The sequence below is a fragment of the Thermomonas alba genome (genome assembly GCF_022419205.1).
GTDB lineage: Bacteria > Pseudomonadota > Gammaproteobacteria > Xanthomonadales > Xanthomonadaceae > Thermomonas > Thermomonas alba.
Genome location: NZ_JAJOZU010000002.1, coordinates 181,025 through 193,976, shown reverse-complemented (window position 1 = coordinate 193,976; position 12,952 = coordinate 181,025). Strand labels below are relative to the sequence as shown.

The following is a 12,952-nucleotide window of genomic DNA, read 5'->3' as shown; positions in this document are numbered from 1 at the left end:
ACTTTACGGCATGGGTGTGTGCGGGGCGTGCATGCGGCTCACGTCCGGGCGGCGCGTGCTGCGCGTCCGCGCGGCCCGTTGAAGTAGTCCTGCACCCACGGATGGTCGAGCTTCTCCAGCTCGGACAGCGGCGCCACCGCGACGATCTTGCGGTCGGCCAGCACCGCCACCCGGTCGCAGATCGCGTACAGGGTGTCGAGGTCGTGGGTGATCAGAAACACGGTCAGCCCCAGCGCCGCACGCAGGGTGTGCAGGAGCTGGTCGAACGCGGCCGCGCTGATCGGGTCCAGCCCCGCGGTGGGCTCGTCCAGGAACAGCAGCGGCGGATCCAGCGCCAGCGCGCGCGCCAGCGCGGCGCGTTTGCGCATGCCGCCCGACAGCTGCGCGGGCAGCTTGTCCAGCGCATCCGCCGGCAGCCCGGCCAGCTTCACCTTCAGCAGCGCCAGCTCGTAGCGCAGCGAGTCGGGCAGCTCGGGGTAGTACTCCTTCAGCGGGACCTGCACGTTCTCGCCGACCGTGAGCGAGGAAAACAGCGCGCCGTCCTGGAACAGGACGCCGATGTTGCGCCGGATATGCCGACGCACGGAAGGGTCTGGCGAACGCGCATCCGCGCCCAGGATGTCGATCGCGCCTGCGCTCGGGGTGAGCAGCCCGAGCAGGGTGCGCATCAGCACCGACTTGCCGCTGCCGGAGCCGCCGACCACGCCCAGGATCTCGCCGCGGCGCACGTCCAGATCCAGCCCGTCGTGCACCAGCTGGCGACCGAATCGGTTCACCAGGCCGCGCACGCGGATGATCGGTGCGTCCGCGTCGGCGACGACATCCCGCGCGGCCGTGCGCTCTTCGCTGGCGGCGTGCGCGTTCAGAAGTCGATCTCCATGAACCACAGCGCGGCCAGCGCATCCAGCACGATCACCAGCGAGATCGCCTGCACCACGCTGGAGGTGGTGCGCTCGCCCAGCGACTGCGCCGTGCCCTGGACCTGCAGGCCTTCGAGGCAGCCGATCAGCGCGATGGTGAGTGCGAAAAACGGCGCCTTGGCCATGCCGACCACGAAATGGTGGATGTTCATGGTCTCCTGCATGCGGGTGAGATAGGCGGCGGCCGGGATGTCCAGCGCCAGCGCGCCGACCGCCATCCCGCCCAACAGGCCGGCCATCATCGCGATGAACGCGAGCAGCGGCAGCATCGCCAGCAGCGCCAATACCCGCGGGATCACCAGCAGGTCGATCGGATCGAGCCCGAGCACCCGGATCGCGTCCACTTCCTCGCGATTGACCATCATCCCGATCTGCGCGGTGAACGCGCTGGCGGTGCGCCCGGCCAGCAGGATCGCCGCCAGCAGCACCCCGAATTCACGCAGGAACGCGATGGTGACCAGCTGCACCACGTAGAGGGTGGCGCCGAAATCGGCCAGCACGGTGGCGCCCAGGAACGCGATCACCGCGCCCACCATGAACGACAGCAGCGCCACCAGCGGCACCGCGTCCAGCCCCACCTGCTCCATGTGGTGCACGGTCGCGGTGATCCGCAGCCGGCGCGGCTCCTTCAGTAGGCGCAAGAGCTTGACCAGCACCTCGCCGAGGAAGGCCACCAGCGCCAGCACCTCGCGCGCATTGCCCGCGATCGCGCGCCCCAGGCGCTCCAGCGCGGCGATGAAGCCGGTGTCGCGGCGGCCCTTGGGGCGGTCGTCGCGGACATCCTCGATCGCGCTGATCAGCGCCTGGTGCTCGTCGCGGAAGCGGAAGCGGTCGAACGTCAGGCCGTGGCGGTCGGCGCAGCGCAAAAGCTGCAGCACGCCCAGCGAATCCAGGCGTTCCACGCCGCGCGCGTCGATGCAGGTGATGCCCGCGGGCACCGCGCGCAAGGCCGCACTGATTTCAGTGGCAAAGGGCAGCGTCCAGCGGCCGCCCAGGCGCAGGACCTGCGGGTCGTCGGGATCGGGACGCGCGGTGGGCATCTGGGAGTCAGGCGCGCGGCTCATGCGCGGACAAGCATACGCAAAGCCGTGATGCGGGTGTGAATGCCGCGCGCGCATGTCATGCTTGCACGATGCGCACACCTGCCTGTCACGATGCCGTTTCCTATACCGAGCGTGTCGCCTTCGTGGTGGAGCTGGCCGAGCACCTGCACGCCTATGGCACTACCGCGCAGCGTCTGGAGGGCGCGATCGTGGGCGTGGCCAAACGGCTGGGGCTGGACTGCGAGCCGTGGGTGAATCCCACCGGCATGATCCTGGCGTTCAGCGATCCGCGCCGCGCGCCGGGCGAGACCGAGACCACCCGCGTGATCCGGCTCGGTGGCGGCGACACCAACCTGTACAAGCTGTGCGAGGCCGACCGCATCGCCGAGGACGTGCTGGCCGGGCGCATGCAGATCGCGGAGGGACGGCAGGCCCTGCGCGCGCTGCAGCGGGTGGCCGGACGCCGCGGGCGGCTGATGCAGGTGTTGGCGTTTGCCCTGGCATCGACCGCGGTGGCGGGCCTGCTGCGGCTGCCGTGGCTGGACATCGGCACCGCCGCCGTGATCGGGCTGGTGATCGGCCTGCTGGAGCTGGCGGTGCAGGCGCGACCGCAGCTGGGAGAGGCGTTCGAGGCCATCTGCGGGCTGGTGGCCGGCGCGCTGGCGATCGCGGCGTCGGTCTGGATCGGGCCGCTCAATCTCAATACCGTGATCATCGCCTCGCTGATCGTGCTGCTGCCTGGCATGGCGCTGACCAACGCGATGAACGAGCTGACCAGCCACCATCTGGTGTCGGGCACCGCGCGCTTCGCCGGCGCGCTGACCACCATCCTCAAGCTCACCATCGGCACCGCGATCGCCCTTGGCCTGGCCCAGCAGCTGGGAATCACGCCGCAGGTGCGCGCCCTGCGCCCGCAGCCGGACTGGGTGATGTGGACAGCGCTGGCGCTGGGCGCGTTCGCGTTCGCGGTGTCGTTCCGCGCGCACCGCCGCGACTACCCGCTGGTGATGGCGGCGGCGGTTTCCGGCTATTTGATTTCGCGCTATGGCGGCGAATGGTTCGGGCCACAGGCCGGGCTGTTCCTGGCGGCGCTGCTGACCACCGCCGCCGGCAATCTCTACGGGCGCAGGTTCAACCGCCCGGGCGCGCTGGTCCGGCTGCCGGGGCTGATCATGCTGGTACCGGGCAGCGTGGCCCTGCGCGGGGTGATCACCCTGGTCCAGGCGCAGGATCTGGGCGCCGGGCAGGAGGCCGCGCTGGCCGCGTTGAATACCCTGATGGCGCTGCTGGCCGGGCTCCTGTTTGGAAATCTGCTGGTGAGCGCGCGCCGCAATCTGTGACGTCGAAACTCGTCGGCGGCACCTCCTGGGCGTGCGTGATCGAATACGAGTTTCGGGGTTGCGCGTGAGCAACAAAAACGCCGGCGGCTGCCGGCGTTTTTACGCGTGCCACCGGGTGGCAGGCGGGATTACTGCTGGATCAGGAACTCTTCCAGCTTGCGCCCGGCGGCCAGCTCCGCCGCCAGCCAGCGCGGCGGGCGCCCGCGCCCGGTCCAGGTTTCCTTTTCATTCGCCGGATTGCGGTACTTCGGCGGCACCTTGCCGGCGCTGCGCTTGACGGCGGCCTTGCGTGGTTTCTTCGGCGTGGCGCTACCACCGCCGGCGGATTTGCCGTACAGCTCTTCAAAGGTCCAGCCGGCGCTCTTGAGCAGCTTGGCCACGGCGGCCTTGACCTGCGCCGCGGGCTTACGCTTGGCCAGCAGCTTCTTGCGCTTGTTGGCGCGGGCGATCAGGGCGGCCAGCTCCTGCGGACTGAGATCGTCGATATTCAGGCTCATGGTTGGTTTCTGCTATTTGGAATGGAGGGGTATCCAGTCCCTTGGATTGGTCGATCATACTCCATTCATTTCATGGATGAGTATTTGCGGGAGGGATTTCGCCAGGATTCGTTCATGCGCGGAGTTTTTCCAGCAGCGCGGCACGATCCAGGTGCTCGGATTCGCGGGCAGTGCGCCCGCGATATTCGAACGTACCGGCTTCGAGCCCGCGCGCGGACACCACCACCCGGTGCGGAATGCCGATCAGCTCGATATCCGCGAACATCGCTCCCGGGCGCAGGCCGCGATCGTCGAGCGCGACATCGATGCCGGCGGCCACGAGTTCGGCATACAGCGCTTCGGCGGCGGCGGTGACGGCCGCGTCGTTCTTCGGGTTGATCACGCACACCGCGACCTGCCACGGCGCCATCGCCGGCGGCCAGCAGATCCCGGCCTCGTCGTGATGCTGCTCGATGGCGGCAGCGACGATGCGCGAAATGCCGATGCCATAGCAGCCCATCGCCGGATGTACGGCCTTGCCGCTGGCGTCCAGCACGGTGCAGCGCATCGCCTCGGAATATTTACGGCCGAGCGCGAACACGTGGCCGACTTCGATCCCGCGCGCCATGCGCAGCGTGCCCTTGCCATCCGGCGAGGGGTCGCCTTCGACCACGTTGCGGATGTCCGCCACTTCCGGTTCGGGCAGGTCGCGGCCCCAGTTGACGCCGGCAAGGTGGAAGCCGGATTTGTTGGCGCCGACGACGAAATCGGCCATCGCCGCCACCGTGCGGTCGGCGATCACCCGGATCGGTTTGCGCGGATGCCGCGGGCCGAGGAAGCCCGGCTCGCTGCCGAGATATTCGAGAATCTCCGCCTCGCTGGCCAGGCGATACTCTGCAAGCCCGGGCAGCTTGGCCAGCTTGATTTCATTCACTACGTGATCGCCGCGCACCAGCGCCAGGGTGAACTGCGGCTGGCCAGCGGCGTCGACACCCATCACCGCCACCGATTTCACCGTGCGCGCCAGCGGGATGCCCAGCAGCGCGGCGACGTCCTCGCAGGTTTTCTGGGTCGGGGTGGCGACTTCGCGCAGAGGTTCGGTGGCGGCCGCGCGCGGGCCGGGCGCGATCGCCTCGGCCAGTTCCACGTTGGCGGCGTAATCGGATGCATCGGAATAGGCCAGCGCATCCTCGCCGGAATCGGCCAGCACCTGGAACTCGTGCGAGGCCGTGCCGCCGATCGCGCCGGTGTCTGCGGCCACCGCGCGGAACTTCAGGCCCAGCCGGGTGAAAATGCGGGTGTAGGCGTCATACATGTTGCGGTATTCCGCCCGCAGCGAATCGTCGTCGATGTGGAAGGAATAGGCATCCTTCATCAAAAACTCGCGCGCGCGCATCACTCCGAAGCGCGGGCGGATCTCGTCGCGGAACTTGGTGGTGATCTGGTACAGATTCACCGGCAGCTGCTTGTAGCTGGAAAACTCCTGGCGGAAGAAATCGGTGACGGCTTCCTCCGCGGTCGGGGTGAAGCAGTATTCCTGCTCCTTGCGGTCGCGGATCTTCAGCAGCTGCGGGCCAAACTTGGCCCAGCGCCCGGTCTCTTCCCACAACTCCCTCGGTTGCACCGAGGGCATCGCCATTTCGATCGCGCCGGCGCGGTTCATTTCCTCGCGCACCACCGCTTCGACTTTGCGCAACACGCGCAGGCCCAGCGGCGACCAGGTGTACAGGCCGGCGGCCAGCTTGCGGATCATGCCGGCTTTGAGCATCAGCTTGTGGCTGACGATCTCGGCTTCCGCCGGGGTTTCCTTTTCGGTATGGAGATGGAACTGCGACAGGCGCATGCAGGCGTTTCGAATCTGGACGAAGCGTGCATTCTGCCATGCGCGGGCAGGGCGGGCGCTGATCCGGGAGTGCGCGCGCCGACCGCCGCGCTTTTTAGGGAAGGTCTGAACAACGCCATCCAGGCGTTGTCAGCCGGCCATCCATGGCCGACGGGACCCTCTGAGTTGATCAGAGGGTCCTTAGCGCGATTCGTCGCTCGCGCGGTCGGCCTTGGGCAGCTTGGGGATACGCTCGTAGCGATGGTGCTTGGGCGGGGTGTCGCTGACGTGCAGGATGCCGTCAGCGTCGCGCCAGCGGTAAAGGGTGTTGGCGCGTTCGGCGCGGATCGCCGCCGCCTCGGCGGCGGCCTGTTGCTCCAGCGCGCGGCGCGGCCTCTCCACCGTGTACCACCAGCGGGCCGCGGCGGCGGCCGCAAGCGCCAGCAGCACCAGCCAGATCCACTGCCTCACGGCGTCCTCAGGATTTTCCTGGAGGGCAGAACGCCTTGACCGCGGCCGCGTTCAGTTCGGTCTGCGCCTTGCGCTCGTCGGCGGTGAGGTTGCGGTCGGGCTTGCCGTCGCCGTTGCTGTCGAAGCCGATCGGCTCATTGCTCTGCAGGCGCTTGAGATTGGCGCGCGCGTTGGTGCACTGCTCGCTCTCGGCGGCCTGCTTGGGTTCGCTGGGGGCGGTGGTGCCGGTGCGCACGTCGATGTCGCGCGTTTGATGGCGGCCGGATGGCGGAGTGTCGGTGTAGTGGGTGACGCCGTTGGCGTCCTTCCACTGATAGACGCGCTGCTGTTGCTGGGCCGCAGCCGGTGCGGCGAGCGCGGCGGCGAGTACGGACAGTGCGAGGATGCGGCTGAAGGTCATGGCAGGCTCCGGGGGAATGCCGGCCGATTCCAGCACCGCGCCGTCTCCACTGCAACCCCGTAAACTGGGGCCATGAACGAAAATCTGGAACCTTCGCCGCGTCCGCGCGGCCATGGCATCTATCTGCTGCCCAACCTGTTCACCACCGGCGCGTTGTTCGGCGGGTTCTACTCGATCATCGCCGCCTCGCAGGGGCACTTCGAGGCGGCCTGCATCGCGATCTTCATTTCCGCGGTGCTGGACGGCTTGGATGGGCGGGTGGCGCGGCTGACCAACACCCAGAGCGAGTTCGGGGTGCAGTACGACTCGCTGTCCGACCTGATCAGCTTCGGCATGGCGCCGGCGATGCTGATGTACCACTGGTCGCTGGTGTCGCTGAAGCTGGACGGGCCCACCCTGGGCAAGATCGGCTGGCTGGGCGCGTTCCTGTACGCGGCCTGCGCGGCGCTGCGGCTGGCCCGCTTCAACAGCCAGGTGGGCATGGTGGACAAGCGCTGGTTCATCGGCCTGGCCAGCCCGGCCGCCGCCGGGCTGGTGGCCAGCTTCGTCTGGGTCTGCCATGAGTTTGGCTGGCCGGGGCCAGAGCTGCGCTACGTCGCGCTGGCGATCACGGTGGTCGCGGGCCTGCTGATGGTCAGCCGCATCCGCTACAACAGCTTCAAGGGTGGGCGCGAGGGGGCGAAGGCCGATCGCGTGCCGTTCTTTGCGCTGGTGCTGGTATTGGCGGGGCTGATCGCGCTGTGGATCGCGCCGGCGATCACCCTGCTCGGCGCCAGCACCCTGTATGCCCTGTCCGGTCCGCTGCTGTGGTTCAGGCGCCGGCGTCTGCCGGCGGAGGTCGCCGGTTGAGCTGGGATCCGTTCCAGCGCCTGGTGCTGGCCGAGCTCGGCCACGTCCCGTATCGGGTGATCGCGGCGGTGGCGAATGCCGCTCCCGAGCGCGCGCTGGAGCACGCCGTCGCACCGCTGCAGGCGGCTCCGGACGCGCGTGATGCGGCCTTGCTGGCGAAGCTGGCGCTGGCGGCGCGGCTGTCGCCGCAGGCGTTGCTGGCACAGCAGGCCGGGATCGCCGACCTGCTGCCGCGCCTGCGCGACGATCCGGCCGCCAAGCGTGCGTTGTGGCCGCGCCTGCGCGCGCTGCGTCGAGGTCGCCCGTGAGCACCGCGCTCGACGCCTATGCCAGCGCGGTGCAGCCGCGGCTGCGGCCGATGCGCGAGGCCGATCTCGAGGCGGTGATGGCGATCGAGCGTCGCGCCTATGCCTTTCCATGGACGCCCGGCATCTTCCGCGACTGCCTGCGCGCCGGCTATGCGATGTGGGTGCAGGAGCTGCCCGATGGCCGTCTGGCCGGATATGGCGTGCTCAGCGTCGCCGCCGATGAGGCGCATGTGCTGAACCTGTGCACGGCTCCGGAGTTCGAAGGCCGCGGCCTGGGCCGGCGCATGCTGCAGGCGCTGTTGAAAATCGCGCGCGGGCACGGCGCGCAGCGGGTGTTCCTGGAGGTGCGCCCGTCCAACCCGCGCGCGCTCGCGCTGTACCAGCGCAGCGGCTTCAACGAGATCGGCCGCCGCCCGCGCTATTACCCGGCGCCCGGCAATGCCCGCGAGGATGCGATCGTGATGGCGATGGAGCTGCTGCCGGAGTGACGGGCGCCGGCGGCGCGCGCGCTCACCCCAGCCGCGCGCGCTGCGCGGTGAGCGCGGCGAGTTTGCTGCTCCAATCGGCCAGGCGCTGGCGCTCCTGTTCCACCACCGCGGCCGGCACGCCGGGGCCGAACTTGGCCAGCTTGGCCTCGCTCTTGGCTTTCTCCGCGCCGACCTTGGCCAGCTCCTTGTCCAGGCGCGCGCGCTCGGCGTCGAGGTCCACCAGCCCTTGCAGCGGCACGAACAGCTGCAGCTCGCCCACCACCGCCGGCGCGGCGGCCGGCGGCTCGCCGGTGATCGCCTCGATCCGCTCCAGCTTGCACAAAAAGCGCAGCTGCGCGTCGAAGCGCGCGATGCGCGCCGCGTCCTCGGCGCTGCCGCCGCGCAGGAGCAGCGCGATCTGTTTGGCTGGCGAGACGCCGAGTTCGCTGCGGATGCGGCGCAGCGCGGTCACCATCGCCTGCAGCCACTCGATGTCGGCTGCGGCCTGGGTGTAGGCGTCGGCATCGATCGCGCCCGCCTGCGGGTATGGCTGCAGCATGATGCTGCCGGACTTGCCGAGCCGCGGCGCCACCGCCTGCCACAGTTCCTCGGTGATGAACGGGATCAGCGGGTGCAGCAGGCGCAGCAGCGCGTCCAGCACGTACAGCAGGGTGTGGCGGGTGCTGGCCGCGGTGCTGGCCTCCGCGCCGCCCAATGCCGGCTTGGCCAGCTCGATGAACCAGTCGCACACCTGGTTCCAGGCAAACTCGTACAGGCATTGCGCCAGCAGGTCGAAGCGGTAGCTGGCGAAGTGTTCGGCGGCTTCGCGACAGGTGCGGTCGAGCTGGGCCAGGATCCAGCGCTCGGCGTCGGTCTGCGGCTGCGGCGCGCCGTCGAAGCTGGCCTCGCCCACGTTCATCAGCGCGAAGCGGGTCGCGTTCCACAGCTTGTTGCAGAAGTTCTTGTAGCCTTCGGCGCGCGCGAGGTCGAACTTGATGTCGCGGCCGGGACCGGCCAGCGCGGCCATGGTGAAGCGCAGCGCGTCGGCGCCGTGCGGTTTGATGCCCTCTGGGAACTCCTTGCGGGTGGCCTTCTCGATCTTCTCGGCCATCTTCGGCTGCATCAATCCGGTGGTGCGCTTGGCGACCAGCGTCTCCAGATCGATCCCGTCGATGATGTCCAGCGGGTCGAGGATGTTGCCCTTCGACTTCGACATCTTCTGCCCGTCTTTGTCGCGCACCAGGCCGGTGATGTAGACATCGCGGAATGGCACGCGCCCGACCAGGTGGTCGGTCAGCATGATCATGCGCGCCACCCAGAAGAAGATGATGTCGAAGCCGGTGACCAGCACGGCGGTCGGCAGGAAGGTGTCGAAGCCGCGCGCCTGCATGTTCTGCGCATCCGGCCAGCCCATGGTCGAGAACGGGAACAGCGCGGAGGAGAACCAGGTCTCCAGCACGTCTGGATCCTGCCGCAGCGGCGCATCGCCCAGGCCGTGGCGGGCACGCACTTCGGCTTCGCTGCGACCGACATAGACCCGGCCTTCGTCATCGAACCACGCCGGGATACGGTGGCCCCACCAGAGCTGGCGGCTGATCGTCCAGTCCTGGATGTTCTCCAGCCAGTGGCGGTAGGTGTTGATCCAGTTCGGCGGGACGAACTTCACCTCGCCCGACTCGACGAGTTCCAGGCCGCGGCGGGCCAGGTCGTCCATCTTCACGAACCACTGGTCAGTGAGGAAGGGCTCGATCACCTGCCCGCTGCGGTCGCCGCGCGGCACCTGCAGTTTGTGTGGCGCGACCTCCACCAGCAGGCCGGCAGCCTCGAGGTCGGCCACGATCGCTTTGCGCGCGTCGAAGCGATCCAGGCCATGGTATTGCGCGGGAATGTCTGCGCGGGTGGCGACGATCTTCGCCTCGTCGGTGAACACGTTGATCAGCGGCAGGCCGTGGCGCTGGCCGACCGCATAGTCGTTGAAGTCATGCGCCGGGGTCACCTTCACCACGCCGGTGCCGAACGCGCGGTCCACGTAGGCGTCGGTGATGACCGGGATGCGGCGGCCGGTCAGCGGCAGCTGGATGGCCTTGCCATGCAGGTCGCGGTAGCGCGGGTCTTCCGGGTGCACCATCACCGCGGTGTCGCCCAGCATCGTTTCTGGGCGGGTGGTGGCCACCACCACGTAGTCGCGCACCTCGCGCAGGACCTCGTTGCCGTCGGCGTCGTGCTCGACGTATTCGAAGGCGGCGCCGTCGGCCAGCGGGTAGCGGATCGACCACAGGTGGCCGTTCTCTTCCTCGTTGACCACCTCGAGATCGGAGATCGCGGTCTTCAGCACCGGATCCCAGTTGACCAGGCGCTGGCCGCGGTAGATCAGACCCTCTTCATACAGGCGCACGAACGCCTCGGTGACCGCCGCGCTGGCCATCGGGTCCATGGTGAACACGCTGCGCGACCAGTCGCCGGACGCGCCAAGGCGGCGCATCTGGCGCTCGATGGTGTCGCCGGAGTGCTGCTTCCACTCCCACACCTTTTCGATGAACTTCTCGCGACCCAGCGAATCGCGGGTCTCGCCCTTGCCCTCGATCGCCAGGTTGCGGCTCACCACCATCTCGGTGGCGATGCCGGCATGGTCGGTGCCCATCTGCCACAGCGTGCGGTAGCCGCGCATGCGGTGGTAGCGGATCAAGGCGTCCTGCAGGGTGTGCTGGAACGCGTGGCCCATGTGCAGGGTGCCGGTGACGTTCGGCGGCGGCAGCAGGATGGTGTAGGCCGGGCCATCGCCCTGCGGCGCGAACGCGCCGCTGGCCTCCCACTGCGCGTACAGGCGGGATTCGAAGGACTTGGGGTCGTAACCGGGGGCGAGGGTGGTCATCGGAGCGGGATTACATGTCGTATTTGTTGAGCTGGAAGCCGAGCGCCTGGTAGTGCTTCCAGCGCGCGCGCAGCGGGCCGCGCGCGGCCGGATCGGCCGGCACCACTTCCAGCACGCGCTCGAACGCGCCTTGCGGCGGGTCGTCGCGCAGGTTGATCAGCAGCGGGCGCAGCGGCGCGTCGATCTCCGGCGGGGCGATCAGGATCGGCGCTTCGTCTTCGTCCTCGTCCAGCCCGGCGATCTGGTGCGGCAGGTATTCGTCCGGATCGAACGCCCACAGCAGATCGTCCAGCGTCTCGGCCTGGGCCTGGTTGCGCGCCAGGATGAGGGTGGGCTGGCCGCTGGCATGCGCCTTGCGCGCCAGCTCGCACACCAGCAGCAGCGGCTGCGCGCGGAAGCGCGGCTTGTCGATCAGGTAGAAATCGGCGCGCGGCATCGGCGCTTACGCAACCCGGTCCAGCAGCCACTGGCTGAGCATGCCGACCGGGCGCCCGGTGGCCATGCCCATCTTGCCGTCCTCGGAGGCCGGGCCGGCGATGTCCAGATGCACCCAGCGCTGGCCCTCGGTGAAGCGCGACAGGAAGCAGCCGGCGGTGATCGCGCCGGCCCAGCGGCCGCCGATGTTGTAGACGTCGGCGAAGGCGGAATCCAGCAGCGGCTGGTAGTCGTCCCACAGCGGCAGCTGCCAGCCGCGGTCGTGCGCGATCTCGCCGGCCGCGAGCAGCTCGCGGGCGAGATCGTCGCTGTCCTTGGTCATCACCCCGGTGGCATGTTTGCCCAGCGCGATCATGCAGGCGCCGGTCAGGGTGGCCACGTCGATCAGCGCTGCCGGCTGGAAGCGCTGCGCATAGGTCAGCGCATCGCACAGGATCAGGCGCCCTTCGGCATCGGTGTTGCCGACCTCGATGGTCTTGCCGGACATGCTGGTGATCACATCGGACGGGCGGTAGCTGTTGCCGTCGATGGCGTTCTCCACCGCCGCGGCGATGCACACCAGATTGACCGGCAGCTGCATCTCGACTGCGGCGAGGAAGGTGCCGAGCACGCTGCCGGCGCCGCACATGTCGTACTTCATTTCCTCGATGCCGCCCTGCACCTTGAGGTTGACGCCGCCGGTGTCGAAGGTGATGCCCTTGCCGACCAGCACGTAGGGCTTGGCGTCGCCGCCGTTGGAGTACTTGAGCACGATCAGGCGCGGACGCTGCGCGCTGCCGCGCGCGACTGCCAGCAGCGCGCCCATCCCCAGCGCCTGCATCGCTTGCTCGTCCAGCACTTCGCATTCCACGCCGGGATGGGCCGCAGCCAAGGCCTGCGCCTGCTCGGCCAGATACGCCGGGGTGCAGATGTTGGGCGGCAGGTTGCCCAGTTCGCGGGTGAAGGCCACGCCCTTGGCGATGGCAATCCCGCGCGCCAGCGCGGTGTCATCGCTGCCAGCCAGTTCCAGCCGGCTCAGGCCGGTGTGCTTGCGCTTGGGGCTGTCGGTGCCGAGGGTGGCGGTGTAGCGGTAGCAGGCGTGGTCGGCGGTGATCACCGCCTGGCGGACTGCCCAGGCGGCGTCGCGGTCCTTCACCGCCAGCTCGGTCAGGGTCAGCAGCGCGCTGGCCGCCGGGCCGGTCTTCAGCGTGCGCGCGGCCGCGCTCACCGCCTTCAGGTACTGCGCCGCGCCGAACTTCCCGGCCTCGCCGAGGCCAACCACCAGCACCCGCGGCGCGGCGATGCCGGGCAGATCGTGCAGCAGCGCGGTCTTGCCGGCCTTGCCCTCGATGTCGCCGCGTGCGATCAGTGCCGCCAGGCGGCCACCGCAGGCGGCATCCAGCTGCTGGCCGGCAGGGGTCAGGCGGCCGTCGGCGAAGGCGCCGACGACCACGCAATCGACGCTGGCTGCGGCAGGGGCGGTTTGGTTCAGGCGAAATTCGAGGCTCATCGATCAGCGTATCCGTTGTGGCAGGTGCGGGCCCGGCCGGTGTGCCGGGGGCAAGAAGCG

13 protein-coding genes are annotated in these 12,952 nt (G+C 69.0%); 4 read left to right on the top strand and 9 right to left on the bottom strand.

The features are described from left to right. Positions 1 to 38: 38 nt before the first annotated feature. Together ML342_RS03400 and ML342_RS03395 are read right to left on the bottom strand one after the other, a co-directional pair. Complete coding sequence (locus ML342_RS03400; RefSeq protein WP_240125807.1) at positions 39 to 797, bottom strand: ABC transporter ATP-binding protein; 759 nt, start codon at positions 795 to 797, stop codon at positions 39 to 41. A 65-nt stretch (positions 798 to 862) separates the two neighbouring features. Then, entirely contained in the window at positions 863 to 1,960 is a 1,098-nt protein-coding gene (locus ML342_RS03395; RefSeq protein ID WP_439655153.1) for an ABC transporter permease, read from the bottom strand. A 92-nt stretch (positions 1,961 to 2,052) separates the two neighbouring features. Here ML342_RS03395 and ML342_RS03390 point away from each other — a divergent pair, with 92 nt between their 5' ends. Further along, complete coding sequence (locus tag ML342_RS03390) at positions 2,053 to 3,303, top strand: threonine/serine exporter family protein (protein WP_240125522.1); 1,251 nt, start codon at positions 2,053 to 2,055, stop codon at positions 3,301 to 3,303. Between the two features lie 128 nt (positions 3,304 to 3,431). Here the strand turns inward: ML342_RS03390 and ML342_RS03385 are convergent, their stop codons facing one another. The 4 genes from ML342_RS03385 to ML342_RS11880 form a co-directional block, all read right to left on the bottom strand. Continuing rightward, the gene (locus ML342_RS03385) at positions 3,432 to 3,800 is read right to left on the bottom strand and encodes an H-NS histone family protein (protein WP_240125521.1); all 369 of its coding nucleotides are present in this window, start codon (positions 3,798 to 3,800) and stop codon (positions 3,432 to 3,434) included. Positions 3,801 to 3,912: 112 nt separating this feature from the next. Further along, entirely contained in the window at positions 3,913 to 5,622 is a 1,710-nt protein-coding gene (locus ML342_RS03380; RefSeq protein ID WP_240125520.1) for a proline--tRNA ligase, read from the bottom strand. Positions 5,623 to 5,802: 180 nt separating this feature from the next. Then, positions 5,803 to 6,072, bottom strand: a complete 270-nt coding sequence (locus ML342_RS03375) for a DUF4124 domain-containing protein (protein ID WP_240125519.1) — start codon at positions 6,070 to 6,072, stop codon at positions 5,803 to 5,805. 7 nt (positions 6,073 to 6,079) lie between these two features. After that, positions 6,080 to 6,472: a DUF4124 domain-containing protein gene (locus ML342_RS11880; RefSeq protein WP_275672370.1), complete on the bottom strand. Its 393-nt coding sequence runs from the start codon at positions 6,470 to 6,472 to the stop codon at positions 6,080 to 6,082. 72 nt (positions 6,473 to 6,544) lie between these two features. On the opposite strand from ML342_RS11880, the gene pssA reads away from it, so the two are divergent. From pssA to rimI, 3 genes are read left to right on the top strand one after another with little or no spacing between them, the layout of a single operon-like run. After that, the gene (gene pssA / locus ML342_RS03365) at positions 6,545 to 7,321 is read left to right on the top strand and encodes a CDP-diacylglycerol--serine O-phosphatidyltransferase (protein ID WP_240125518.1); all 777 of its coding nucleotides are present in this window, start codon (positions 6,545 to 6,547) and stop codon (positions 7,319 to 7,321) included. Then, a complete protein-coding gene (locus ML342_RS03360) occupies positions 7,318 to 7,629 on the top strand; it encodes a hypothetical protein (protein ID WP_240125517.1) in 312 nt (103 codons plus the stop codon). The genes pssA and ML342_RS03360 overlap by 4 nt, the downstream gene beginning before the upstream one ends. A gap of 50 nt (positions 7,630 to 7,679) precedes the next feature. After that, positions 7,680 to 8,117, top strand: a complete 438-nt coding sequence (gene rimI / locus ML342_RS03355) for a ribosomal protein S18-alanine N-acetyltransferase (RefSeq protein ID WP_240125806.1) — start codon at positions 7,680 to 7,682, stop codon at positions 8,115 to 8,117. A gap of 22 nt (positions 8,118 to 8,139) precedes the next feature. On the opposite strand, the gene ML342_RS03350 is transcribed toward rimI, so the two are convergent. Genes ML342_RS03350 through ML342_RS03340 form a run of 3 tightly spaced genes read right to left on the bottom strand, consistent with a single transcriptional unit; the run spans position 8,140 to position 12,892 of the window. Then, positions 8,140 to 10,968: a valine--tRNA ligase gene (locus ML342_RS03350; RefSeq protein WP_240125516.1), complete on the bottom strand. Its 2,829-nt coding sequence runs from the start codon at positions 10,966 to 10,968 to the stop codon at positions 8,140 to 8,142. Positions 10,969 to 10,978: 10 nt separating this feature from the next. Next, positions 10,979 to 11,404 carry a DNA polymerase III subunit chi gene (locus ML342_RS03345; RefSeq protein ID WP_240125515.1) on the bottom strand — a complete coding sequence of 142 codons (426 nt, stop codon included), beginning with the start codon at positions 11,402 to 11,404 and terminating at the stop codon, positions 10,979 to 10,981. A 6-nt stretch (positions 11,405 to 11,410) separates the two neighbouring features. Further along, positions 11,411 to 12,892: a leucyl aminopeptidase gene (locus ML342_RS03340; RefSeq protein WP_240125514.1), complete on the bottom strand. Its 1,482-nt coding sequence runs from the start codon at positions 12,890 to 12,892 to the stop codon at positions 11,411 to 11,413. Positions 12,893 to 12,952 lie beyond the last annotated feature (60 nt).